The 23,633-nt window shown below is 64.6% G+C and carries 20 protein-coding genes; 7 read left to right on the top strand and 13 right to left on the bottom strand.

From position 1 onward, the window contains the following. The first annotated feature begins 92 nt into the window (after positions 1-92). Positions 93-1,052 carry an alpha/beta hydrolase gene (locus tag SOQ14_RS09340; RefSeq protein WP_322897802.1) on the top strand — a complete coding sequence of 320 codons (960 nt, stop codon included), beginning with the start codon at positions 93-95 and terminating at the stop codon, positions 1,050-1,052. 4 nt (positions 1,053-1,056) lie between these two features. Here SOQ14_RS09340 and ggt read toward each other — a convergent pair whose 3' ends face one another. Further along, complete coding sequence (ggt, locus tag SOQ14_RS09335; protein WP_322897801.1) at positions 1,057-2,847, bottom strand: gamma-glutamyltransferase; 1,791 nt, start codon at positions 2,845-2,847, stop codon at positions 1,057-1,059. Between the two features lie 162 nt (positions 2,848-3,009). Between ggt and SOQ14_RS09330 the strand changes: the two genes are divergently transcribed. Continuing rightward, entirely contained in the window at positions 3,010-5,046 is a 2,037-nt protein-coding gene (locus tag SOQ14_RS09330; RefSeq protein WP_322897800.1) for a TonB-dependent receptor, read from the top strand. Here the strand turns inward: SOQ14_RS09330 and SOQ14_RS09325 are convergent. From SOQ14_RS09325 to SOQ14_RS09310, 4 genes are all read right to left on the bottom strand, one after another. Continuing rightward, complete coding sequence (locus SOQ14_RS09325; protein WP_322897799.1) at positions 5,034-5,603, bottom strand: VOC family protein; 570 nt, start codon at positions 5,601-5,603, stop codon at positions 5,034-5,036. The genes SOQ14_RS09330 and SOQ14_RS09325 overlap by 13 nt on opposite strands. 111 nt (positions 5,604-5,714) lie before the next feature. Further along, complete coding sequence (gene hppD / locus SOQ14_RS09320; protein ID WP_322897875.1) at positions 5,715-6,830, bottom strand: 4-hydroxyphenylpyruvate dioxygenase; 1,116 nt, start codon at positions 6,828-6,830, stop codon at positions 5,715-5,717. Between the two features lie 208 nt (positions 6,831-7,038). Next, positions 7,039-8,577 carry an acetyl-CoA acetyltransferase gene (locus SOQ14_RS09315; protein ID WP_322897798.1) on the bottom strand — a complete coding sequence of 513 codons (1,539 nt, stop codon included), beginning with the start codon at positions 8,575-8,577 and terminating at the stop codon, positions 7,039-7,041. Further along, positions 8,570-9,838 carry an acetyl-CoA C-acetyltransferase gene (locus SOQ14_RS09310; RefSeq protein WP_322897797.1) on the bottom strand — a complete coding sequence of 423 codons (1,269 nt, stop codon included), beginning with the start codon at positions 9,836-9,838 and terminating at the stop codon, positions 8,570-8,572. The genes SOQ14_RS09315 and SOQ14_RS09310 overlap by 8 nt, the downstream gene beginning before the upstream one ends. A gap of 139 nt (positions 9,839-9,977) precedes the next feature. On the opposite strand from SOQ14_RS09310, the gene SOQ14_RS09305 reads away from it, so the two are divergent. Then, on the top strand, positions 9,978-10,748 hold the full coding sequence (locus tag SOQ14_RS09305; protein ID WP_322897796.1) for a crotonase/enoyl-CoA hydratase family protein: 771 nt from the start codon (positions 9,978-9,980) through the stop codon (positions 10,746-10,748). Positions 10,749-10,868: 120 nt separating this feature from the next. After that, positions 10,869-12,032, top strand: a complete 1,164-nt coding sequence (locus tag SOQ14_RS09300) for an acyl-CoA dehydrogenase family protein (RefSeq protein ID WP_322897795.1) — start codon at positions 10,869-10,871, stop codon at positions 12,030-12,032. Between the two features lie 115 nt (positions 12,033-12,147). Here the strand turns inward: SOQ14_RS09300 and SOQ14_RS09295 are convergent, their stop codons facing one another. Next, complete coding sequence (locus SOQ14_RS09295; RefSeq protein WP_322897794.1) at positions 12,148-14,706, bottom strand: TonB-dependent receptor; 2,559 nt, start codon at positions 14,704-14,706, stop codon at positions 12,148-12,150. A 313-nt stretch (positions 14,707-15,019) separates the two neighbouring features. On the opposite strand from SOQ14_RS09295, the gene SOQ14_RS09290 reads away from it, so the two are divergent. Together SOQ14_RS09290 and SOQ14_RS09285 are read left to right on the top strand one after the other, a co-directional pair. After that, complete coding sequence (locus SOQ14_RS09290; RefSeq protein WP_322897793.1) at positions 15,020-16,528, top strand: flavin-containing monooxygenase; 1,509 nt, start codon at positions 15,020-15,022, stop codon at positions 16,526-16,528. Between the two features lie 87 nt (positions 16,529-16,615). Beyond that, entirely contained in the window at positions 16,616-17,377 is a 762-nt protein-coding gene (locus tag SOQ14_RS09285) for a competence/damage-inducible protein A (RefSeq protein WP_322897792.1), read from the top strand. 24 nt (positions 17,378-17,401) lie between these two features. On the opposite strand, the gene SOQ14_RS09280 is transcribed toward SOQ14_RS09285, so the two are convergent. The 3 genes from SOQ14_RS09280 to rplK form a co-directional block, all read right to left on the bottom strand. Then, the gene (locus SOQ14_RS09280) at positions 17,402-17,725 is read right to left on the bottom strand and encodes a hypothetical protein (RefSeq protein ID WP_322897791.1); all 324 of its coding nucleotides are present in this window, start codon (positions 17,723-17,725) and stop codon (positions 17,402-17,404) included. A 191-nt stretch (positions 17,726-17,916) separates the two neighbouring features. Continuing rightward, positions 17,917-18,609, bottom strand: a complete 693-nt coding sequence (gene rplA, locus SOQ14_RS09275) for a 50S ribosomal protein L1 (protein WP_322897790.1) — start codon at positions 18,607-18,609, stop codon at positions 17,917-17,919. 4 nt (positions 18,610-18,613) lie between these two features. Continuing rightward, positions 18,614-19,045 (bottom strand): 50S ribosomal protein L11, encoded by a 432-nt coding sequence (gene rplK / locus SOQ14_RS09270; protein ID WP_322897789.1) that lies wholly within the window; start codon positions 19,043-19,045, stop codon positions 18,614-18,616. 935 nt (positions 19,046-19,980) lie between these two features. On the opposite strand from rplK, the gene SOQ14_RS09265 reads away from it, so the two are divergent. After that, on the top strand, positions 19,981-20,478 hold the full coding sequence (locus SOQ14_RS09265; protein WP_322897788.1) for a Fur family transcriptional regulator: 498 nt from the start codon (positions 19,981-19,983) through the stop codon (positions 20,476-20,478). A gap of 6 nt (positions 20,479-20,484) precedes the next feature. On the opposite strand, the gene SOQ14_RS09260 is transcribed toward SOQ14_RS09265, so the two are convergent. Genes SOQ14_RS09260 through cysS form a run of 4 tightly spaced genes read right to left on the bottom strand, consistent with a single transcriptional unit; the run spans position 20,485 to position 23,509 of the window. Continuing rightward, on the bottom strand, positions 20,485-20,649 hold the full coding sequence (locus SOQ14_RS09260) for a hypothetical protein (RefSeq protein ID WP_322897787.1): 165 nt from the start codon (positions 20,647-20,649) through the stop codon (positions 20,485-20,487). Beyond that, positions 20,646-21,611, bottom strand: coding sequence for an iron-containing alcohol dehydrogenase (locus tag SOQ14_RS09255; protein WP_322897786.1), 966 nt, complete (start codon positions 21,609-21,611; stop codon positions 20,646-20,648). Before SOQ14_RS09255 ends, SOQ14_RS09260 begins: the two co-directional genes overlap by 4 nt. 18 nt (positions 21,612-21,629) lie before the next feature. Continuing rightward, positions 21,630-22,115 carry a phosphoribosyl-AMP cyclohydrolase gene (hisI, locus tag SOQ14_RS09250; protein WP_322897785.1) on the bottom strand — a complete coding sequence of 162 codons (486 nt, stop codon included), beginning with the start codon at positions 22,113-22,115 and terminating at the stop codon, positions 21,630-21,632. Beyond that, positions 22,112-23,509: a cysteine--tRNA ligase gene (gene cysS, locus SOQ14_RS09245; protein WP_322897784.1), complete on the bottom strand. Its 1,398-nt coding sequence runs from the start codon at positions 23,507-23,509 to the stop codon at positions 22,112-22,114. Before cysS ends, hisI begins: the two co-directional genes overlap by 4 nt. Positions 23,510-23,633 lie beyond the last annotated feature (124 nt).

The raw sequence follows: 23,633 nt of genomic DNA, 5'->3' as shown, positions 1-23,633 counted from the left end.
CTGTGTGCATTGCCGCCCGCGCGCTTCCGGGCTTGCGTGCCTGCGCTTTACGCGCCTAGCCTTGCCACACCAGCAGGCCAAGGGGAGAGCCGATGGAGAACACCGCAGCAGCCGCGCCATTCGGCGATCCGCATATCAGCTCGGCCCGGCCAAGCCCTGTCGCGCCCGAGCTTGCCGCAATGCATGCGAAGCTGGGCAAGTTGGTGATCAACCGCTTCACCTACCGCCTGATGCGCTGGTTCGGCGGCTTGTTGCGTCCGCGCTTCGATCCGTCAGGTGTGACGCTTGCAGAGGTGCATGATGGGCGCGCGCGCATGACCATCATCACCCCGGCTGAACAGCGCGGCGCGGGCGCGGTGATGCTGTTTCACGGCGGCGGCTTCGTGTTCGGTCAGCCGCAGGACATTTTCCCCAAGGCCGCGCATTTCGCCAAGGCGCTGGGCGTACCGGTGATCTGCCCGGCCTATGGCCTTGCGCCGCAAGCGCCCTTTCCTGCCGCCTTGGATGATGCCCATGCGGCGTGGCATGCCGTGCTGGCCCGCGCCGACAAGCTCGGGATTGACCGGGGCAAGATCATGGTCGGCGGATATAGTGCGGGCGGCGGATTGGCCGCCAGTCTTGTCCAGCGCCTCCACGATGAAGGCGGCATCCAGCCGGTGGCGCAACTGCTCGTCTATCCGATGCTTGATGCCAGCACCGCCACCCGCGGAGAACTTGATGCAGCGCGCCACAGCGTGTGGAGCAATCGCAACAACCGCTTTGCCTGGGGCGCCTATCTGCGCGGGCTCGCCGATTCCGATGCCGCGCCCTATGCAATCCCGGCGCGCCGCGCGGATCTGTCAAGCCTGCCGCCCGCGTGGATCGGTGTCGGCACCTGCGATCTCTTCCTCGATGAAGACCGCGCCTATGCGCAGCGCCTTGCGGCGGCGGGCGTGCCGGTCACTTACGAGGAAGTGACCGGCGGCATCCACGCTTTCGACATGGATAGAGGCCCGCTCGCCAAGGCGTTCACCGCCGCGCAGATCGCCTTTATCGCCAAGATGCTTGTTTAGGCGGTCAGTAACCGCTCGCCTGACCATCTTTGCGCATTTCGGTCGCGCCGGTGTAAACCCCGCTGACCGGATCGCGCGCGATCGCCTGATAGCCGCCGAACATGATCCCGTCGCTCACCACCTCGACCTTGTGGCCCATCGCGCGCAGCTTCGCGACTGTCGCTGCCGGAATGCCGGGTTCGAGATAGAGCGTGCCGAGCGGATCGATGGCCGGGCCGGTGAGGTCTTCGGTCGGCTCGCGCCCGCCTTCGTGGTTGAGCCGCGCGGCATCACCCGCTTCCTGCAGGTTCATGCCATAATCGACGAGGTTGATCAGCACCTGCACATGGCCCTGCGGCTGCATTCCGCCGCCCATCAGGCCAAGCGTCATGTAGGGCTTGCCGTCCTTGTTCACAAAAGCCGGTATGATCGTGTGGAACGGGCGCTTTCCGGGCGCATAGGCATTGGGATGCGCGGGATCGAGGCTGAACAGTTCACCGCGATCCTGAAACATGAAGCCCAGCCCGTCGGGCACCAGCCCGCTGCCCATCCCGCGATAATTCGACTGGATGAGGCTGACCATCATCCCGTCCTTGTCGGCAACGGTCAGATAGGTGGTGTCGCCCGGCCCTTCGAGCTTGCCCGCACCGGGGCCGAATTCCGGGGCGGCGCGCGCGGGATCGATCAGGGCGAAGCGCTGGCGCCCGTATGCCTCGCTCAGCAAATCCTGCGGCAGGCTGGCAAAGGCCGGATCAGCATAAAACCGCGCCAGATCGGCAAAGGCGAGCCGCTTGGCTTCGGTGATGTAGTGGATCACCTCGGGGCTGCCGCGCTCCCACTGCGCGAGATCGACATTCTTGAGGATGTTGACCATTTGCAGCGCGGCAAAGCCTTGGCTGTTGGGCGGGAGTTCGCACAGTTCATAGCCCTTGCGATAGGCCACACAGGCGGGCTCCACCCATTCGGACGTATGAGCGGCGAAATCGGCCAGCGTGAAGGCCGAACCGTGCCGCTGGAGATAGCCGACCATGACCTGCGCCAGCGGCCCCTTGTAGAAGGCATCGCGTCCGTCCCTGGCGATGACCTCCAGCGTGCGGGCCAGATCGGGGTTGCGGAAGATTTCGCCTGCCGCGGGGGCCTTGCCGCTGGCAAACCAGGTCGCCCGGGCGTTGGCGAAATCGAACGGCGTTTGCTTGGCGCGCGCTTCGAAGGAACGCAGGCCGCGATCGAGATACATCGCCACCACCGGAGCAACCGGGTGCCCTTCGCGGGCATAGCGGATGGTCGGTGCGAGAATGTCACCCATCGCCAGCTTGCCAAAGCGCTGGTGCATCGCGAACCACGCATCGACTGTGCCGGGGATGGTGACCGGGAGATGGCCGACTTGCGTAAGCACCTTGGCGCCGCCGAGCTTGGCCTTGAGCTGTTCGAGCGTTTGCCCCGATGGCGAACGGCCCGATCCGTTGAGGCCATAGAGCTTGCCTGTCTTGGGATCATGGATGATCGCAAACAGATCGCCGCCGATGCCATTGCCGGTCGGCTCCATCAGGCCGAGCGCAGCATTGGCGGCAATCGCCGCGTCAACGGCCGAGCCGCCGGCCTTGAGGATATCGAGCGCGATCTGTGTCGCCAGCGGGTGCGCGGTCGCTGCCATGCCATGCGGGGCATGGACGGGACTGCGCGACCAGCTCGCCCCGACCGGCCTGCCGCCTGCACCGATCTGCTGTTCAACCGGGCGCATCTCCTGCGCGGTGGCGGGGGCAAGGCCGGACAGAGCCAGAGCGGCGGCTCCGGCAGCAGCAATCACACGGCGCATGACGATCTCCTCTCGCAAGGCGCGCCTTGTGCAGGCTGGTGCAGACTCGCGCAACCATGATGTGCGCGGGGCATCGCTGTGCCAGCGGGCTTGGCATCGGGAGGCGGCACGGCTAGCCCACATCTCCCCGGCACCCGCCCGCTGACAAGGAACTCCGCCGCAATGCTGTTGCGCCATTCTGCCTGCGCCCCTGTCCTGCTTTTGTGCGCGCCGCTGGCAGCGCAAGAGGCGCAGGAAACCCCTGACACCGCCACACCACAGCCCGCCAAGGAGATTATCGTCACCGGGCGCGGGCTCGCGCAGACGCCATCGGCCGCGATCTATGCGGTGACAACGCTCGAGCGCGGCAGGATTGTCGCCAGCGCTTCGGGCCGGATCGAGGATGTGCTGCTCAATGTCGCCGGGTTCCAGCAATTCCGCCGGTCGGACAGCCGCTCGTCCAATCCGAGCGCACAAGGGGTCACGCTGCGGGCGCTCGGCGGCAATGCCACCAGCCGTGCGCTGGTGCTGCTCGACGGAGTACCAGTGGCCGATCCGTTCTTCGGCTATATCCCCTTGAGCGCGATTGCGCCCGAAAGCCTCGGCCAGATCCGGGTGACGCACGGGGGCGGCTCCGGCCCGTTCGGGGCAGGCGCGCTGGCGGGCACCATCGAGCTGGAGAGCGCGGCTCCGGCCAGCTTGCGCCCGCTGCTGGCGAGCGCTGCGATCAATGATCGCGCCGAGACCGAGGCAAGCCTGCTCGCGACCGCGCAGATCGGGCGCGGCTTTGTCACCGCCAGCGGGCGCTGGGATCGCGGCGCGGGATTCAACACCACGCCTGCCAGCCAATTAACCCCGGCGAGCGTCGATGCCGCCTTCGACACTTGGCAGACCGGCCTGCGCGCGGTTGCCCCGCTGGGGCGGGATCTTGAAGTGCAGGCCCGCGTGAACCTGTTCCGTGACGCGCGCACGCTGCGGTTCCGCGGGGCAGATTCCACCAGCGAAGGGCAGGATGCCAGCCTCCGCATCATCGGGCGCGGGGCTTGGGCTTTCGATGCGCTGGCCTATGTGCAGGCGCGCGATTTTTCGAACATCGTGATCAACGCCACCCGCTTTACCCGCGCGCTCGATCAGCGCCGCACCCCATCGACCGGGCTTGGCGGCAAGATCGAATTGCGCCCGCCGGTGGGCGAGGCTCACACCTTGCGCATCGGCGCCGATTATCGCCGCGCCTCGGGCGAATTGCAGGAAGAGGCCTATAATGCCGTCACCGGCGCCCTGACCGAGCGCCGCCGCGCAGGCGGGGCGACGGCCAATCTCGGCCTGTTCATCGAGGATGACTGGCGCCTCGGTGCACTGACGCTGACAGGCGGCCTGCGCGCCGATCACATCGTCATCAGTGATACCTTCTACCGCGCGGTCAACCCGGCAGGCACGACAGTCAGCAATGTGGTCGGGGCAGACCGCTCCGACTGGGTTGCCACATGGCGCGCCGGCGCGGCCTATCAGGCGAGCGAGCACCTCCGCCTGCGCGGGGCCGCCTATACCGGCATCCGCCTGCCGACCTTGAACGAGTTGACCCGCCCCTTCGTGGTCTTCCCGGTAGTGACCGAGGCCAATGCCGCGCTTGCAAGCGAACGGCTCGAAGGGTTTGAAGCCGGGCTCGACTGGCAGACTGACGCGGGGCTACAGATTTCGCTCACGGCCTTTGACAACCGCGTCAAGGACGCGATTGCCAATGTCACGCAGCGCCCCAATCTGCGCCGCCGGGAGAACTTGCCCGCGATTGCCGCGCGCGGGATCGAGGCGGGGCTGGGAGCGCAAGTGGGCAGGCTCAGCCTCAATGCCTCGCTCGCCTATAGCGATGCCGAGATCGAGGGGTCGGGCGCATCGCTCGAACTGGATGGCAACCGCCCGCCGCACGTGCCGCGCTGGTCGGGTTCGGCCACGCTCGCATGGCAACCCGCCGCGGGGTGGCAGATCGCAGCGACTCTGCGCCATGTCGCTGCGCAGTTCGAAGATGATCTCGAAACCGATGTGCTTGCACCCGCAACGACACTCGATGCCTTTGTCGCGGTTCCGCTGGGGCGTAGCGGATTTGCGCTGGTACTGCGCGGGGAGAACCTCACCGACACCGCGATCATCACCCGCAACGCGGGTGGATCGATCGATCTCGGTATTCCGCGAACGGGCTGGATTGGGCTGCGTTACGGCTTCTGAGCGGCGTGCTGCGCGCGAGCGATCTCGTGCAGCCAGTCGGCGTGGCGCGGGGCTTTCTTGGTCTGCGACCATTCCTCCAGCATCACCGGGGCGACGCGGGCGAGCTCGGCATATTGCTCCGCCGTGCCGATATCGGCGGCGAGTTCCACGCGGTGGCCGTTGGGATCGAAGAAGTAGATCGACTTGAAGATGCCGTGATGCGTCGGCCCGAGCACATCGATGCCTTGCGCCTCGATATGTGCCTTCGCCGCCAGCAGCGCCTCTTCCGAAGGCACCTTCAGCGCAAGGTGCTGCACCCAAGCGGGGGTGTTCGGGTCCTTGCCCATCTCGGGCTGGTTCGGCAGCTCGAAGAAGGCGAGGATGTTGCCGTTCCCTGCATCGAGGAAGATGTGCATGTAGGGATCATATTCGCCGGTCGAAGGCACATGATCCTCGGCAAAGGCGGTGGTGTAGGTCATGCCGAGAACGCGGGCGTACCATTCCACCGTCTCTTTCGCGTCCTTGCAGCGGTACGCGGCGTGGTGGATGCCGGCGAGGGATACGGGGTGGGTAGTCATGCTCTCATTCCTCTCCAATATCATTGCGAGGAGCTGAAGGCGACGCGGCAATCCAGCGTTTGCGCAGAGCCTCTCTGGATTGCTTCGCTACGCTCGCAATGACGAAGCAAGTTACTCCGCCGGTTCCTCGACATTCAGCACGCCGCGGATGATCTGGTCGCGCTCCATGCTTTCGAACAGGGCCTTGAAGTTGCCCTCGCCGAAGCCTTCGTCGCCCTTGCGCTGGATGAATTCGAAGAACACAGGCCCGACCTGCGCCTGGGCGAAGATTTGCAGCAGCAGGCGGGGGCGGCCGCCTTCCGTGGTGCCGTCGAGCAGGATGCCGCGCATCTTCAATGCGCCGACATCCTCGCCGTGGCCGGGGAGGCGTTCGGCCAGCATGTCGTAATAGGTCGCAGGCGGCGCGGTCATGAAGGGGACGCCAAGCTTTTGCAGGCGGTCCCAGCAGGCGATGAGATCGTCACAGATGAGCGCGATGTGCTGGATGCCCTCACCATTGAAGGCGCGCAGGAATTCCTCGATCTGGCCCTTGCCGCCCTCGCCCTCTTCGTTGAGCGGGATGCGGATCTTGCCGTCGGGCGCAGTCAGCGCCTTGGAGGTGAGGCCGGTATATTCACCCTTGATGTCGAAGAAGCGGATCTCGCGGAAGTTGAACAGGGTCTCGTAGTAGTCCGCCCAATACTTCATCCGCCCGCCATAGACGTTGTGGGTGAGGTGATCGATCGTGTGGAAACCCGCGCCAACCGGGTGCTTGTCGACGCCCGGCAGATATTCGAAATCGATGTCGTAGATGGTAAGCCCGTTTCCGCCCTGAGCACCCTCGTAACGGTCGACCAGATAGAGGATGGCCCCGCCGATGCCGCGGATCGCGGGAATGCGCAGTTCCATCACGCCGGTCTGCACCGCGACCGGCTCTGCGCCCTTGGCGATCAGGTAATCATAGGCCTTGGCCGCATCACGCACCCGGAACGCCATGCCGCAGGCCGAAGGGCCATGCTCGCGCGCGAAGTACCACGCCGCCGAGCGCGGCTCGTAATTGGCAATCAGATTGATGCCCCCCTGCCGCCACAGGTGCACATCCTTCGAACGGTGCTGCGCCACGCGGGTGAAGCCCATCGCTGCGAACACCGGTTCGAGCATGCCCTTTTCGGGCGCGCAGAACTCGACGAATTCAAACCCGTCGAGGCCCACCGGGTTTTCGAAGAGGTCTGTGGCCCCTTGGGTCATGGTTGGCGCATTCATCGGTGATCCCCAGCAGCAAGATATTAGTTTCAATTGAAACCAACTACCGCAAAGCGCCGATTCGCGCAAGGCAGAGGCAATCGAGGCTGTTCCCCAATCCCGTTCGGGCTGAGCTTGTCGAAGCCCAGCACTTTTCCCGGCCGCGGCAATCGAAGGCAGAACAGCCCTTCGACAAGCTCAGGGCGAACGGAGGCTAAGTGGCGAGGCGCCCCAAAGTCCGCCCGCGCTCATCCTGCGTGAGCGACAGCCGCTTGCCGAACGGCTCTCCGCTTTCGAAGGCCTCAGCGGTTGCCGCGTCCGAGAGGTCGGCATTGCCCACCACCCGTTCGCCCGCGTCGGAGCGGCCGATGAAGATCGCCTCGGCGCCCTTGGGACCGCGGTTGATGGTATAGGTCTCGACCGTCGCGGCATCGACCGGGCCCTTCGCCAAGGGCACCTTGTCGCTCGCCTTGGGGAGCACGGCGAAGCGGTCATTGCCTGACCAGTCGGCGGGCTCGGTCGAATAGATACCGGTGGCATATTTGCTCATCCAGCCGCCATTCGCGCCGACCAAGGCAAACGAGCCCCGGTCGCCCCGCACGCGCTGCACCGCTTCGGCGATGGCGTGGGCCGAGTAGTTGTTCCCCGCCCCGCCGAAGAAGGGCAGGCCCCCGGTCAGCGTCAATCCGCGCGGGTCATCCTCCGCGCTCAGCCCGAAGTGGTCGCACTGGTTGAAAACCGGGATCGCGAAGCACGAGTAGAAGTCGAGATAGCGCATATCGGCCATGCCCTTCCCCGCCCGCGCCAGCGCCGCGTCGACACTGGCGAGCGAGGCGGGATTGCCCGCCAGATCAGGCCGCTGCGAGAGCTTCAACTCGGTCGCGGCGGTGACCGCGTGGATGTGCACCCACTTGTCCTCGGGAACGCCAAGCGCACGCGCGAGGCCCGCCGAGGCGACAATGATGGCAGCGGCCTGGTTCACCTGGTCGCGGGCGACGGTCATGCGCGGATAGGGTTCCGCCACGATGCGGTTGCGGTCGGTGACAGTCGCCAACTCTTCGGCGCTGCGCTCGATGGGCGCCGCGGAATGCGGGTTGGCCGCCGCGACCCGCGTGAAGGGCGCGAACAGCTTGCCGATTTCCATCCGGTATGCGTCCAGCCCCATCCCCAGTCGATGCCGCCGCGCGTTCTCGGCAAGGGCATAGAGCGGGATCGCCCCGCTCGCGCCGTGGAGGAACAGCGCGGGCTCCAGCAGTTCCTCGACCCCGAAGCCCTGATCCTCGAAGTCGCCCTCGATCTCTTCCGACCAGTCGGGAATTTCGCCCTTGGCCGTCAAGGCCAGCACGGTCGAGATCGCCTCGGAGCCGACGATCACCGCGCATTGGCTGTCGCCTGCCGCAATCGCGCTGGCGAACTCGCCCACCAATTGCTGGTTGGTCTGCCCGCCCGTGGTGGTCAGGATCGCCCGCTTCGGGTCTGCCCCGACCCGCTTTGCAATCGCGCGCGGCACGTTGTTCGCCGCGCCGAAAGGCGGCTTGCGATCTGGGCGCGACATTTCGAAGGCGCGGATCGCGGCGAGGGTGTCGATGGCGCCTGCCACGTCACCGCTCGCCCCGCTATCGGCAATCGCTGCTCCTAGCGCGCGGCCTGCAAGATCCATGTAAGAGAGGGCGGTATAGCCGGGCTCGCCCACCCTCTCCGAATATTGGCCCACCCCGATGATGACGGGGGTGTTGTCAGCGACCTCAGTCAACGAAATCGTCCACCCGCTCGACGATGATCGCCGGGGCCATGCCGCCCGCGGCGCACATGGTGACGAGGCCATAGCGCCCGCCGCGCCGCTCCAGCTCGTCAACCACGGTGCCGATCAGGATCGACCCCGTGGCGCCGATCGGATGGCCGAGCGCAATCGAACCGCCGTTGACGTTGACCTTGTCCCAATCAAGCTCGAGATCGCGCACGAACTTGGCAGCGACGACTGCGAAAGCCTCGTTGATCTCGTAGAGGTCGATATCGTCCTTCGAGAGGCCCGCCTTGGCCAGCACCTTTTTAGCCGCCGGCACCGGCGCGTTGAGCATCAGCGTCGGATCATCGCCCATGTTGGCGGTGGCGACGATGCGGGCGCGGGGCTTGAGGCCGTGCTTCTGCGCATAGTCCTTCGAGGCGATCAGCACCGCCGCTGCGCCATCGACCACGCCCGAGGAATTGCCCGCATGGTGGAAATGCTTGATCTCCAGATCGGGATACTTCTGGTTGATCAGCTTGCGAAAGGTCGTGCCCGCCGCGTCGAGCGGCACGTCAGCGATCTTGGGGAAGGCCGGTTCGAGCTTGGCCAAATCCTCGCGGGTGGTCTGCGGGCGAGGATACTCCTCGCGGTCGAGCAGCACGGTGCCGTCATCGGCCACCACCGGCACCACCGACTTGGCGAAGCGGCCTTCGGCAATCGCTTCGGCGGCGCGCTGCTGCGAGCGGTAGCCGACCTCGTCCAGCTCCTCGCGGGTGAAGCCCTCCATGCTGGCAATCGCATCGCCGCAAATGCCCTGGTGCGACTGCGGGTGCACCTTCTGGAGCCGTTCGTTATAGCTGCCCATCATCGGCGGCTTGATCCCGGCGCGCATCTTTTCCTGGCTCATCGCGGCAGTCAGGCTCATCATCTCTGTGCCCCCGGCGATGACGCAGTCTTCCATCCCGCTCATTACCTGCGCGGAAGCCAGCGCGACGCTGGTGATGCCGCCGCCGCAAAAGCGATCGAGCGTGGTGCCGGACGAGGTGATGTCATAGCCCGCATCGAGCGCCGCCATGCGGCCCATGTCGCCCGCCTGCATCCCGTCCTGCGTCGAGACCGACCAGATGACATCATCGACCGTGCTGGTATCAAGCTTGTTGCGCTCGGCAATCGCCTTCAGCACCGTGGCGGCCAGGTGCTGCGGGTGGCACGCGGCCAGCGCGCCCTTGCCCTGCTTGCCGATCCCGCGCGGCGTGCGCACGGCGTCGATGATGTAAGCCTCTGCCATGATAATCCCTCTCTCAGCTTGTGATTTAGCGAAATTGCAGTTGACGCGTCCGTAAACCGCCTGCACCACTCGCACAAGAATTGAGTTTCAATTCGCAATGTCATTTTTGTCAGGACACAGAAGAGAGAGGATGTCCCCCGTGAGCGACGCTGCAAACGAAGTGTTGACCGAAGTGCGCGATGGCGTGCTGATCGTCACCATCAACCGGCCCGAGGCCAAGAATGCGATGACCAAGGCGGCTGCCGAAGGGATCGCGGCCGCGATGGACCGGCTGGATGCCGAGGATGATCTGCGCGTCGGCGTGCTGACGGGTGCGGGTGGCACCTTCTGCTCTGGCATGGACCTCAAAGGCTTCCTGCGCGGCGAACGCCCCAGCGTCGAAGGGCGCGGATTTGGCGGCGTCGTCGAAGCGCCGCCGCAGAAGCCGCTGATCGCGGCGGTCGAAGGCTATGCGCTGGCAGGCGGGCTTGAGCTGATGATCGCCTGCGATCTCGTGGTCGCGCACAAAGATGCGAAGTTCGGCATTCCCGAAGTGAAGCGCGGCCTTGTCGCGGCTGCGGGCGGCGTGATGATGCTGCCCGATCAGATCCCCGAGCGGATCGCGCTCGAACTCGCGCTGACGGGTGATTTCATCGGGGCAGAGCGCGCCTATCAGCTCGGTCTCATCAACGACGTGACCGAAGGCCCTGCGCTTGATGCGGCGCTGGCGCTGGCAGCGAGGATCGCGGCCAATGGCCCGCTGGCGGTCAAGGTCTCCAAGCAGGTGATGAAGCAATCGCGCGGCTGGTCGATCGAAGAGCGCTACGCCAAGCAGGGCCAGCTGATCGCGCCGGTGTTCATGTCGCATGACGCGCGTGAAGGCGCGGCGGCCTTTGCCGAGAAGCGCAAGCCCAACTGGACGGGCAAGTAACAACGACGCGCCGTTCGTGCTGAGCTTGTCGAAGCACCGTTCTGTTCTTCTGAAGAGAAGTGCAGCCCTTCGACAGGCTCAGGGCGAACGGACTTTTGATGTGAGAGAGAGGACCTAAAAATGCCCGTCATCGACGTGCCCCAGCCCGCCTTCATGGAAGACGAGGAAATCGCCATCTTTGCCGATGCCGTCGGCAAGTTCTACCAGCAGCATGCCCCGCAAAAGCGCATCGAGAAATGGCGCGAGGATGGCATGGTCGAGCGTGAATTCTGGCGCGAGGCGGGCGCAGCGGGCCTGCTCGGCGTCTCGGTGCCGACCGAATATGGCGGCCACGGCGGCGATTTCCGCCATGACATGGTGGTGATCGATCAACAGGCCAAGCACGGGGTCGAAGGCTTTGGCGCCTCGCTCCACAACACCATCATCCTGCCCTATCTCGTGCGCCACGGCACCGAAGAGCAGAAGCAGAGATATCTGCCCCGCCTCGTCACCGGCGATCTCGTCAGCGCGATTGCGATGAGCGAACCCGATGCCGGGTCCGACCTGCAATCGATCAAAACCACCGCCTTGAAAGACGGCAATGGCTACCGGCTCAACGGCTCCAAGACCTGGATCTCGAACGGGCAGCTTGCCGATTTCATCATCGTCGTCGCCAAGACCGATCCGGCGGAAGGTGCCAAGGGGATCTCGCTGCTGCTGCTCGAAACCGAAGGCGCCGAAGGCTTCCAGCGCGGCAAGAAGCTCGACAAGATCGGGCTCGACGCGCAGGACACCTCCGAGCTGTTCTTCGACAACGTGTTCATCCCGGCCGACAATCTGCTTGGCGGCGTGGAAGGGCGCGGGTTCTACCAGCTGATGGGAGAACTGCCGCAGGAACGCCTAGTCATCGCGATGAACGCCATCACCGGGATCGAAAAGGCGCTCGATGTGACCGTCGAATACGTCAAGAACCGCAAGGCGTTTGGCAAGACGATCTGGGATTTCCAGAACACCCAGTTCACGCTGGCTGACCTGAAGGCACGCGGCACGGCGGCGCGGGTCTTCGTCAATGACTGCATCGCCAAGCTGCTCGAAGGCAAGCTTGATGTCGCAACCGCCAGCATGGCGAAATACTGGGTGACCGAGCTCCAGAGCGAAGTCGTCGACAAGTGCCTCCAGTTCCACGGCGGCGCGGGCTATATCAATGATTACGCCATCGCCCGGATGTATCGCGATACCCGCATCGCGCGGATTTATGGCGGCTCGAACGAGATCATGAAGATGCTGATCGCGAGAAGCATGTGAACGCAGCTGCTGCCGGTGGCCCTTGCGGTCGCTGCGCCGTTGCTTTGAAACGATGACCAACAAAAAACCGGCCCGGATCGCTCCGGGCCGGTTTGTTTATGCCTGATCCTTGCAATCAGAACTGGGCGCGCAGTGTCACCCCGTATTGGCGCGGCGGCAGCGAGAAGGCCGAACGCGAGTTGGCCGCACCCGAGCCACGCAGCGTGGTGTTGAAGGTCACCCCGCGCACGACTTCGTCAGTCAGGTTGGTCACCCAGCCTTCAATCGCATACTTGCCGCCGGCAAAGCGCAGGCCCGCGCGCAGGTTGATGAAGGCCTTGCCATCCTGAATGTCGGCGATGATCGGCGGTGCGGCATCAATGGCCTGCTGGAGCCCACCGGCAGCCGCAATCTGCGCGGCATCCGGGAGAATGATCGCCTGGGTGGACGTGCGCTGATCGCCTTCAAGCCGGATCTGGCCCGCCAGGAAGAACTCGGTCGAGTCGTTCAGCGGCTTTTCCCACATCCCGCCAAGCAGTGCGACGACTTGCGGCGCGTTGGTCAGGGTATTGCCGCACAGCGCAACCACCTGCACCGAGGTTTGCGTCCCGGCGCAATCGTCGGGATAGCTCGCCTCAAGGAAGGTCGCCCCGAGGTTGAAGGTCAGCTCATCATTGGGCCGGAACAGGCTTTCGATTTCGACCCCGCGGGTCTCGGCAATCGGCACGTTGAACGTGGCGAAGGCCGTGCCGGTGAATTCGAGCACCTGGAAGTTGGTGAACTTCTCATAGAAGGCCGCGACGTTGACGGTCAGATTGCGGTTCGGGGTCTGCGCCTTGATGCCGAGTTCATAGGCATCAACCTCTTCCGACAGGAAGGTCGGATCAGCCCCGGCAACGGCAGCCGTGGTATCGAGGTTGATCCCGCCTGCCTTGTAGCCGTGGGTGAAGCTGGCATAGCTGCTCACAAACGGGCTGATTTCATAGCCGAGCTTGACGGTGTAAATCAGCTCTTCGTCCTTGAATTCCGACTGGAAGGTGCGGACGAGTGGCAGGGCGGCCGCTTGCGGCAGATCAGCCGGCGCGGTGAAGCCGAAGCAGCCCAGACCGATGAACGAAGGCCGCAGCGCTGCCGGGATCGCCCCGAGCGCGCCGAGCGTCGCCGGGCAGATCCGGTTGTTGATCGCCGTCTGGTCAAACCCGCCCGACTTTTCTTCCCACGAATATCGGGCGCCCAGCGTCAGTTCGAGCCCATCGGTAAGCTCCAGCGAATTGTGCGTGAAGATCGCGTAGCTCTTGGCATCCTGCTGGAAGCGGTTGGTGTTGCTGGTGCCCGCCGGATCAATCCCGGTGAACAATGTCAGCGGATTGGGGCCGAGCGCCCCGCCGGTGGGCACGAACAGGAGGGCACCGACATTCTCGCCGAAATCCTGTCCCAGCGAGAAGCTGACCGACTGGTCGATCTTTTCGTCCGAATAGAACCCGCCGAACATGTAGTTGAGCTTGCCGCCCATGGCTTCGCCCTGAAACCGCAGTTCCGCCGTCCAGGTATCGATATCAAGGTTCAGCGCAGGCACGTTGAAGATATCGAGCGCGGTGAAGTCCGAATCGTAATTCTCGAAGCTCTGATACTTGCGGTACGAACCGATGAAGATCAGATCGGCATTGTCAGAGACGGGGAATTCGAGTTCGCCGGTCACGCCGTAGTTGTCGATATCGGCAACCGGAGCGAAGTTGGCCGAGACAGTCCGGTTCTGCAGCGCGCGCTCGAAGGTGCCCTGATCATCGCGGGTGGTCGCCACCACCGGCTGTCCGTTGCCGCCATTGAGACCCAGACCGACCGCAGCATAAGCACCGCCCGTCACGAGCGGCGATTGGTACAGTTCGATCGCGCCGCAGCAGCTCGACTTGCTCTTGGAATAATCGGCGATGATCCGGCCGCGCATCCCGCTGTCGGTATCCCAGCCGATCTGGCCACGCACCAGCCATTGATCGACACTGTTGGTCTCGCCAATCTTGGCACCGGTGCGATCAACCACATCGAGGAAGCCGTCACGCTGGCGGAAAGCGCCGGTCAGGCGCAACGCGACCGTATCCTGCACGATCGGCACGTTGATCGCGCCTTGCAGGCTGATTTCGTCGAAATTGCCGTATTCGGCATTCACGAAGCCGCCAAATTCGGTGACATCGGGGCGCACATTGGTGATGTTGAGCGCACCAGCCGAAGTGTTGCGACCGAACAGCGTGCCTTGCGGGCCGCGCAGCACTTCAACCCGTTCCACGTCGACAAATTCGCTGAGCGCGACGCCGGGGCGCGACTGATAGGCGCCATCGATGAAGATGCCGACCGCGCTTTCGAAGCCGATATTGTTCGAGGTGGTCCCGATGCCGCGGACGCGCAGCACGACCGAGCCCGAGGCCAGCTGTGCCTGGCTCGCGGTAAAGCTGGGGGCCAGAGCAGCGATCTGCTGGATGTTGACGACGCGCTGCGCCTCAAGCTGCTGCGGCGAGATCGCGGTCACAGCCAGCGGAATATCCTGCACGTCCTGCGCGCGGCGGGTCGCCGTCACGATGATGGTGGTGTCGTTGACTGCGGACTGGGCTTCCGCCTCGTCCTGATCCTGCGCGAATGCCGGGGTGGTAAGCGCGCTGCAAGCCATCAGGCCCGCAGCATAGACTGCGAATTTCCGTGACATCTCTCTCTCCCCTCAACCCGGGCCGATTAGGTTCCGTGCCGGTGTTGCGGGGAGGAGAGTATCAGTGCGCGACTCGCTAACAAGAGTGCTGGCAAACTTCTTTTGCGTCGTAGCAAAAATGCAACAACACCCCACGCGAGGCAGGATGAATTCATAAAGACCGCCGGGCACGTAATAATCTTACCCCTCGCAAACCTTCATACCCCCGCGGCCAAGGCGCCTGCCTGCAAGTCAGTTGCAAATTGCATATCGGACTCGCTTTTGCTCCGCCCATGTGGTTACATCGCTGTCAATAAGGGAGAGAGGCCCGATCATGCTTGCAACCCCCCCCCATTTCGATGTGCTGATTGTCGGCGCCGGCATTTCCGGGATCGGGATGGCCGCGCATATGGGCATGAAGGCCCCGCACCATAGCTATTGCATCGTCGAACGGCGCGACAATCTCGGCGGCACGTGGGATCTGTTCCGCTATCCCGGCATCCGCTCGGACAGCGACATGCACACGCTCGGCTTCGATTTCGAGCCCTGGCGGCACGAGAAGTCGATCGCCGATGCCCCCGCGATCCTCGAATATCTCGACCGGATCGTCGACGAGCGCGGCATCCGCCAGCACATCCGCCTCGGCCACAAGGTGATCAGCGCCGATTTCCGCCACGACGAAGCGCGCTGGCATGTCGAGATGGAAAAGGCCGACGGTTCGCGCACCCGCATGACCGCGAACTTCCTCTACCTCGGCGCGGGCTATTACGACTACGACGAGCCCTATGATCCGGGCTTCGATTTCGGCGAGTTCGAGGGACAGGTGCTGCACCCGCAGTTCTGGCCCGACGATCTCGACTATGCAGACAAGCGCGTGGTGGTGATCGGCTCGGGCGCGACGGCGGTGACGATCGTGCCGGCGATGGCGCGCAAGGCGGCGCATGTCACCATGCTCCAGCGCACCCCAACATGGATGTTCACGCGCCCGGCCAAGGACGCGGTTGCCAATTTCCTGCGCAAGATCCTGCCGGAAAAGCTCGCCTACCGGCTCACCCGGTTCAAGAACATCAAAATGCAGGATTTCAGCTTCAAGCTGGCGCGCGACAATCCGCAGAAGGTGAAGGACGCGCTCTACAAGAAGATCGAGAAAGCCCTCGGCCCGGATTACAACAAGGACGCCTTCACCCCGCCCTATAATCCGTGGGAGCAACGGCTGTGCCTCGTGCCCGACGAAGATCTGTTCCGCGCGATGAAGGCAGGCAAGGCCGATGTTGTCACCGGGCACATCGCCAAGTTTGAAAAGGGCGGTGTAAGGCTCACCGATGGGCAATTCTTGCCTGCTGATATTGTCGTCACCGCCACGGGGCTCAAGCTGGCAGTGGCCGGCAAGATCGATGTGCGGGTCGATGGCGTGCCGGTCGCGTTCAACGAGCGGTTCTACTACAAGGGCTGCATGTTCTCGAACCTGCCGAACTTGGCAGTGGTATTCGGCTACCTCAATGCCAGCTGGACGCTGCGGGCCGACATCAATTCCGATTACGTGTGCCGCGTGCTCGAACATATGCGCAGCACCGGAACCAGCATCGCCACCCCAGTGCTGACCGCGGCTGATGAGGCGAAGATCATCCAGGATGACGTGTTCGATTTCTCGTCGGGCTATATCCAGCGCGGGAAGCACATCATGCCGCGCAATTCGGTCAGCTATCCGTGGCGGCTCAATCAGGAATATGTCGTCGATCGCAAGCGGATGAAGGATGATCCGCTGACCGACGGCATCCTGACCTTCACCAAGCCGGGCGCCAATGCGCGCACGGGCGAGGAGCAGCTGGAAGCGGCGGAATAGCTGCATTCCTCGTCATTGCGAGCCGCGAAGCGGCGCGCAATGACGAAGCTCTTCCCGTTAACGCCATTCTCACCTAATCCTTATCGTATGACCTCTCCCGACAAGATCTGGACCGCTGGCCTTGTGGTCATCGGCGACGAAATCCTTTCCGGCCGCACCCACGACAAGAACATCGCGCAGGTCGCCAGCTGGCTTCAGGTGCAGGGCATCCGCCTCGCCGAAGTGCGCGTGGTGCCCGATGTGGAAAGTCGCATCGTCGCGGCCGTGAATGATCTGCGCAGCGCTTATGATTACCTCTTCACCACCGGGGGCATCGGGCCGACGCATGACGATATCACTGTCGATGCGGTGGCCGCTGCGCTGGGGGTGCCGGTGGTGATCCACCCGGATGCCCGCGCTTTGCTGGAACGCTATTACGCCACGCGCGGCGGTCTCAACGAAGGGCGGCTGCGCATGGCACGGGTGCCCGAGGGTTCAGACCTCATCCCCAACCGCATGTCGGGCGCGCCCGGCATCCGGCGCGGCAACATCTTCCTGATGGCGGGCGTACCGCATATCACCGCAGGGATGCTCGACGCGCTGACGGGCCAGCTCGAAGGCGGCGCTCCGCTCCTGTCGGAGACCATCGGCTGCTGGGTTGCCGAAAGCGAAGTCGCCGATCTGCTCCGCCAGACCGAAGCCGCCTTTGCCAATTGCCAGATCGGCTCCTACCCGTTCTTCCGCGAAGGACGCGTGGGCGCGAATTTCGTGGTGCGATCAACCTGCGCGGATGATCTCGCAGGCTGCACCGCAAGGCTGGTCGAAGGGCTGGAAGGGCTTGGCTACCCGGCGACACCGGGCGGCATCTGATCCGGCCAAAGCCACGACCAGCGATCAGGGCTGCTTGGCGGCCCGTCCGGGCTTGACGAGAGCCTTGGCCTTGCTCTCCCGCGCGCGCTGTTCAGCCAGCAAGCGCTGGCGCAGCTGTTGCTGATAACGCTCCGTCAGGCTCCGCACGGGTGACGCCTGCGCACGCGCGCCAGCCGCAAACCAGAGCGCCACCAATAGCCAGGCAAAGCCGGTGGCCATCAGCAAGACACCCGTGGCAATGCCGAGCCGCACATCATAGCCCAGAACAACCGCGAAGGCGGCAATGGCGCTGGCCATCACCAGCCATTTGGCATCAAGCCACCATGTGTTCCGAGAGGGTGAGGGCATCGCGATTCCTTATCGTTATGGCAGGCCATGATAAAAAAGAGAGCATGAACACAGCCTTACACGCAAGATGGTGATCGCCTCACCGGATTACAATACGTCAAACGGGCACGCCGGCCTGAACCGGAGCGCCCGTCTGAACGTGTTATCGGTCAGCCGCCAGCCCTACGCAGACCCGCAGCGCACCATAGATGTTACGCGCCTTCGACTTCCGACAGGTCGACCTTGAGGCCCGGACCCATCGACGACGTCAGCGAGACCTTGCGGACATACTTGCCCTTGGCACCCGACGGCTTCGACTTCACCACGGCTTCGGTCAGCGCCTTGAAGTTGGCCTTGAGCGCATCGTCCGAGAACGACAGCTTGCCGATGCCCGAGTGGATGATGCCCTGCTTTTCAACGCGGAATTCCACCTGGCCAGCCTTGGCATCGGCCACGGCCTGCGCCACGTTCGGGGTCACGGTGCCGAGCTTGGGGTTCGGCATCAGACCCTTGGGGCCCAGCACCTTACCGAGGCGGCCGACAATGCCCATCATGTCGGGCGAGGCGATCACGCGGTCGTAATCGAGATTGCCGTTCTGCATGTCTTCGAGCAGATCTTCCGCGCCGACCTTGTCGGCACCGGCGGCGAGCGCCTTTTCGGCATTGTCGCCGCGCGCGAACACGGCCACGCGGACATCTTTGCCCGTGCCCGAGGGCAGCGACACCATGCCGCGCACCATCTGATCGGCATGACGCGGATCGACGCCGAGGTTCATGGCGACTTCGACGGTTTCGTCGAACTTGCCCTTGAACTGGCGCAGCACGCTGAGCGCTTCGTCGATGGTGTAGAGCTTCTCGCGATCGAGTTCGGCGAGCGCCTTGCGCTTCTTGGTCAGGTTAGCCATCGGTTCAGCCCTCCACCACTTCGAGGCCCATCGAACGGGCGGAACCCGCGATGATCTTCATGGCCTGGTCAATGTCATTCGCGTTGAGATCCACCATCTTGGCCTCGGCGATTTCCTTGATCTGCGCCTGGGTGATGGTGCCGGCCGAAACCTTGCCCGGCTCCTTCGAGCCCGACTTCAGCTTGGCTGCCTTCTTGAGCAGGAAGCTTGCCGGCGGGGTCTTGGTGATGAAGGTGAACGAGCGATCCGCATAGACCGTGATCACGGTCGGGATCGGCATGCCCTTTTCCATTTCCTGCGTCGCGGCGTTGAACGCCTTGCAGAATTCCATGATGTTCACGCCGCGCTGACCCAGAGCCGGGCCGATCGGCGGTGAGGGGGTGGCAGAGCCCGCAGGCACCTGCAGCTTGATATAGCCTTCAATCTTCTTGGCCATCGGGCCAACTCCTTGTTCGCACTGTTCCTGCGCGCCGGTGAAGAGGCGCAGGTCATGTTAAGCGGTCAAACGCCCCGGCCTGTGCATTGCCGCGAGCTCCCGCACGGAATCACCCGACAAGCGCCGGGACAAGGCCGCGCGGATAGAGGCTCTTGGTCGGAAAGGCAACCCGCAGCGCGCGGCGAGCTGGCATGCGCGGCTGTTGGAGACACATGAGACACTGTCCAGGAAAGGAAAACCGACCCCTGATCGCACCGTCCTCTGATCGTGATGCCCCATCGGCAAGGATGATGCGCGGCGAAGGGGATGGTCGTGGCAGGCCATGCCCCGCACCTTGCGCGCTGCGCAGCGTGTAGGAAAGCCCGCGCGCAATCCCGCGCTGAGCGGGTAGGACGCGCCGAGACAGCGGCGCTTTGCGCACCAGCGCGCATCAGAAACGGCCCCGTTACGGGCGTCGCGCGGGCCCACCCCCAGCCCCTCCCGCAAGCGGGAAGGGAGCGAGACTTGGCGGCTTTGCCGCCTGGTCGCAGCGGGGTGGGCAGTGGGCCGGGCGACAACAAACCACCCACTTCCAACCACGCGCGGAGCGGCCGGGCGATCCCGAAAGCGGCATGGCGGCTTTGCCCCGCTTTCGGAAAATTGCTGCCGTTCAGTAAGCGACCCAGTTGGGGACACTGGGTCACAATCTGCCACTCCCTGAATGCGGTCACCTATTCATGATGTACGGAGTGGCAAGGCCAATCACCGCAGCCAAGCGGTAGAACTGGCCTCCAATGCGCCAGCAAGCCTCAGTGGAGAGGCATTCGCCAAATAGATATGTTATAGCGTGACATGGCTCCCTTGGTGAATTAGCCTGCTTCAGGGCGATCTCCGATTCTCGTTGCGACCTTCGCTGCGAAAGCCTGATTATCGGATCATAAAGCTGACTTGGCTCGATGAACGAATCTTCGGTTCCTCGCGGAGGGCATGAAAACACGGACGAACCGTGGCAGCAGCAGCGGGCGCGAGCGGCGGCGCAGTTTGCCGCCCACGGCGCCTGCCTCACGCCGTTCCGTGAAGCCGTGCTACGCGAGATTGCCTGCTCGGCCCAGCCGCTCGGCGCTTACGAGATCGCGGCAAGGCTTGGCAGCGCGCTCGGCAAGAAGGTTGCGCCGAACAGTGTCTACCGCGTGCTCGAAGTGCTGATGGCATGCGCCGTGGTGCGCCGGGTGGAAAGCCGGCAGGCCTATTGCCTCGCCGACCCCGGGGCGGGCGCGGGCAGTGTCCTGCTGATGTGCGAAGGCTGCGGCGCGGTTGAGGCGGTGGAGGCCAGCGCGATCGCGGAGGCGGTCGATCTTCAGACCAGAGCGGCACACTTCCGGACGCTTCGCAAGGTCATGGAAGTGACCGGGCTTTGCCAGTCCTGCGACGAGGCCGGTAAGGGCCCGGCCTGAGGCCCGCTACATCGTGGCGGCCACCATCGCCGCATAATCATCGGCCCCGGCGCGCACCGGGTTGGACAGCGCCGCCAGATCCTTCTGAGCATATTCGACAATGCCCGGCACATGGTTATTGGTAACGCCGAGCGCCGCAAGGCCCGAAGGCATCCCGATCCGCTGGTTCATCGCCGCCACGGCATCGGCCAGATCCGCGCCGGGGCGAGGCCCATCGCTTCGCGCAGGCGGGCATATTTCTCGCCGCAGGCATCCGCGTTGAAGCGCAGCACGGCGGGCAGGAACAGCGCATTGAGCGTGCCGTGATGGAGCCGCAGCGCCTCGATCCGCCCGGCCGCGTGGCTCATCGCATGGACCGCGCCCAGCCCCTTGACGAAGGCATAGGCGCCCTCGGTTGACGCCATCATCATCTCCCAGCGCGCCTCCCGGTCAGCGCCGTCGGCCACCGCCCGCTCGATATGGCGCCAGCCCCGCCGCAGCCCATCGAGCGCCACGCCTTCGGCCGGCGGGTTGACGTTGGGGGTGAGGAAAGCCTCGATGCAGTGGGTGATCGCGTCCATCCCGGTCGCCGCGGTCAGCGTCGCAGGCAGGCCGAGCGTCAGGTCAGGATCGCAGATCGCCACCTTGGGGATGAACAGCGGGCTGGCGAAGGTCAGCTTGCGGCCATCCTCCATGATGATCACAAACCCGAGCGAGACCTCGCTGCCCGTGCCCGAGGTGGTGGGAATGGCGATCAGCGGGGCGATGTCGGTGGCCTTGCCGCGCCCGCCGCCAAGCGGATCATATTGCGCCAGCGGCCCGCCGCAGCGCGCCAGCAGCGCGACGGCCTTGCCGAGATCCATCGGCGATCCGCCGCCGAGGCAGATCACGCCGTTGCACCCCTCGCTCTCATAGAGCGCCAGCGCTGCCAGCACTGCCCGCTCGGTCGGGTTGCCCGGGGTCTCGTCATAGATTGTCACCGCCTCCACCGGGCCCAGCGCGTCGAGCACCTTGCCCAGCAGCCCCGCCGCGCGCACGCCTGCGTCGGTGGCGATCAGCGGGCGCGTAATGCCGAGCCGTGCCGCCTCGGGGGCAAGCTTGGCAATCGCGCCGAAATCGAAATGATTGGTGGTCAGGTAAGTCAGCAGCGCCACGGCCTTGGGTTCCCGGTGTCAGATGAGAGTCGGATTGGGCATGCCCGCATAGACCGTTTCGGCATCGAAGGCAGCCTCGTCTTCGATCCGGCGCAGCGGCACGATGGCATCGGCGGCGAGCGCATCGCGGTCAACCGCGCGGTAGAAGCACGAATAGAAGCCGACATGGCACGATCCCGGCCCCTCCAGCGCGACGCGGGCGAGCAGGCAGTCCTGATCGTCATCGACCCTGAGTTCGACCAGCCGATGCACAAAGCCGCTATGTTCGCCCTTGCGCCACAGCGCCCGCCGGGTGCGCGAGAAATAATGCACCTCGCCCGTCGTCAGCGTGAGGCGCAGCGCCTCGGGGCTCATGTGGCCGAGCATCAGCACCGCGCCCGTCTCCGCCTCGCAGGTGATCACCGGGATCAGTCCGGCCGCATCGAAGCGCGGGGCGAGCTGATCACCCAGCTCGATCATCTCGACGCTCTCACGCGCGGCGAAATGCAGGGTCTCAGGGGTCATTGGCGGGTCCATGTGGTGGTGTGAGACTGATCGGTGAGGGTCACGCCAAGCGCAGCGAGCTCGGCGCGGATCGCATCGGCGGCCGCCCAGTCGCGGCGCGCGCGGGCAGCGTTGCGCGCGGCGATCGCGGCCTCGATCCGGGCGTGGTCGGCGGGATCGCGCGGCGCGGCTGCGGCCATGCGGGCGCGTTGCTCGCGCCATTCTTCGGGCTTGTTGAGCAGCCCGAGCATGCTGCCGGCGGCCCGCAGGGCCGCCTGCAATTGCCGCTGCCGGAGCGGATCGGGCGCTTGCCGGATGCCCGTCGCCAGCTGCGCCAGCGCGGCCAGCGCGCGGGGGAAGGCGAGATCATCCGCCAGCGCCGCTTCGATTGCGGCAAGATCGGCGGGATCGGCTTCGATCGCGCCATCCCCGGCATCGCCTAGCAGGCCGTAGAGCCGGTCGAGCGTCGCCACCGCGCGTTCGGCCGCGCTCTGCGACCAGTCGACCGGCTGGCGGTAGTGGGCCGACAACAGTACCAGCCGCAAGGCCTCGGCCGGGTAGCGTTCCAATGCGGCGCGAACGGTCAGCATATTGCCCGCCGACTTGGCCATCTTCTGGCCCTCGACCGTCACCATCCCGTTGTGCATCCACAGCCCGGCATAGCATGCCCCGTCATGCGCGGCGGTGCCTTGCGCGATCTCGTTTTCGTGGTGCGGGAAGATGAGGTCCGCGCCGCCGCCATGGATATCGATGGTCTGGCCAAGATGCGCCTCGATCATCGCCGAACACTCAATATGCCAGCCGGGCCGTCCGTGCCCCCAGGGGCTGTCCCATCCGGGTAGGTCCGGGGTGGAGGGCTTCCACAGCACGAAATCGGCCGGATGGCGCTTGAACGGGGCAACTTCGACCCGCGCGCCCGCGATCATGTCCTCCAGCGAGCGGCCCGACAGTCGGCCATAATCGGCAAATGAGGGCACATGGAACAGCACATGGCCCTCCGCCGCATAGGCGTGCCCACGCGCGATCAGGCGGGTGACGAGGTCGATGATTGCGGGCACGTGATCGGTGACACGCGGGGTGAGATCGGGCGCAGCGCAGCCGATCGCAGCCATGTCCTCGACATAAGCATCGGCAAAGCGAGAGGTGATCGCGGCGATCGGCACCCCGCTCTGGGCAGCGCGCGCGTTGATCTTGTCGTCGATGTCGGTGATGTTGCGGGCATAGGTGACGCGGCCGAACCGCCGCCGCAGCAGCCGCACCAGCACGTCGAACACCACCGCGGGCCGGGCGTTGCCGAGGTGGGCATAATCATAGACCGTCGGCCCGCAGACATAGATCGTCACGTGCCCCGGATCGGCGGGAACGAAGCTCTGGCGCTGACCGCCGAGCGTGTTGTGAAACACCAGATCTTGCATGGTTGGTCGAACATCCCGGTCGGCTGTCCGGGCGCCTCCATCGACCGATGGCGGGAACAAACCGACGAACAGCGCTTTTCTTCTATGTTATTTTATAACATCACGTCTAGCCGATTTGTATCAA

This window comes from Erythrobacter epiphyticus (assembly GCF_034653295.1).
GTDB lineage: Bacteria > Pseudomonadota > Alphaproteobacteria > Sphingomonadales > Sphingomonadaceae > Erythrobacter.
Note: the sequence above shows the minus strand (reverse complement) of the source record. Positions and strands in the feature narration are given on the sequence as shown.

Excerpts from the sequence above, each read along its gene's own strand:
- SOQ14_RS09260 (WP_322897787.1), bottom strand. The coding sequence starts at position 20,649 with ATGAACCAGCGGATCGGGATGCCTTCGGGCCTTGCGGCGCTCGGCGTT.
- rplK (WP_322897789.1), bottom strand. The coding sequence starts at position 19,045 with ATGGCCAAGAAGATTGAAGGCTATATCAAGCTGCAGGTGCCTGCGGGC.
- SOQ14_RS09340 (WP_322897802.1), top strand. The coding sequence starts at position 93 with ATGGAGAACACCGCAGCAGCCGCGCCATTCGGCGATCCGCATATCAGC.
- ggt (WP_322897801.1), bottom strand. The coding sequence starts at position 2,847 with ATGCGCCGTGTGATTGCTGCTGCCGGAGCCGCCGCTCTGGCTCTGTCC.
- SOQ14_RS09300 (WP_322897795.1), top strand. The coding sequence starts at position 10,869 with ATGCCCGTCATCGACGTGCCCCAGCCCGCCTTCATGGAAGACGAGGAA.
- SOQ14_RS09310 (WP_322897797.1), bottom strand. The coding sequence starts at position 9,838 with ATGGCAGAGGCTTACATCATCGACGCCGTGCGCACGCCGCGCGGGATC.
- SOQ14_RS09325 (WP_322897799.1), bottom strand. The coding sequence starts at position 5,603 with ATGACTACCCACCCCGTATCCCTCGCCGGCATCCACCACGCCGCGTAC.
- SOQ14_RS09295 (WP_322897794.1), bottom strand. The coding sequence starts at position 14,706 with ATGTCACGGAAATTCGCAGTCTATGCTGCGGGCCTGATGGCTTGCAGC.
- cysS (WP_322897784.1), bottom strand. The coding sequence starts at position 23,509 with ATGCAAGATCTGGTGTTTCACAACACGCTCGGCGGTCAGCGCCAGAGC.
- SOQ14_RS09290 (WP_322897793.1), top strand. The coding sequence starts at position 15,020 with ATGCTTGCAACCCCCCCCCATTTCGATGTGCTGATTGTCGGCGCCGGC.
- SOQ14_RS09285 (WP_322897792.1), top strand. The coding sequence starts at position 16,616 with ATGACCTCTCCCGACAAGATCTGGACCGCTGGCCTTGTGGTCATCGGC.
- SOQ14_RS09330 (WP_322897800.1), top strand. The coding sequence starts at position 3,010 with ATGCTGTTGCGCCATTCTGCCTGCGCCCCTGTCCTGCTTTTGTGCGCG.
- hisI (WP_322897785.1), bottom strand. The coding sequence starts at position 22,115 with ATGACCCCTGAGACCCTGCATTTCGCCGCGCGTGAGAGCGTCGAGATG.
- hppD (WP_322897875.1), bottom strand. The coding sequence starts at position 6,830 with ATGACCCAAGGGGCCACAGACCTCTTCGAAAACCCGGTGGGCCTCGAC.
- rplA (WP_322897790.1), bottom strand. The coding sequence starts at position 18,609 with ATGGCTAACCTGACCAAGAAGCGCAAGGCGCTCGCCGAACTCGATCGC.
- SOQ14_RS09280 (WP_322897791.1), bottom strand. The coding sequence starts at position 17,725 with ATGCCCTCACCCTCTCGGAACACATGGTGGCTTGATGCCAAATGGCTG.
- SOQ14_RS09265 (WP_322897788.1), top strand. The coding sequence starts at position 19,981 with ATGAACGAATCTTCGGTTCCTCGCGGAGGGCATGAAAACACGGACGAA.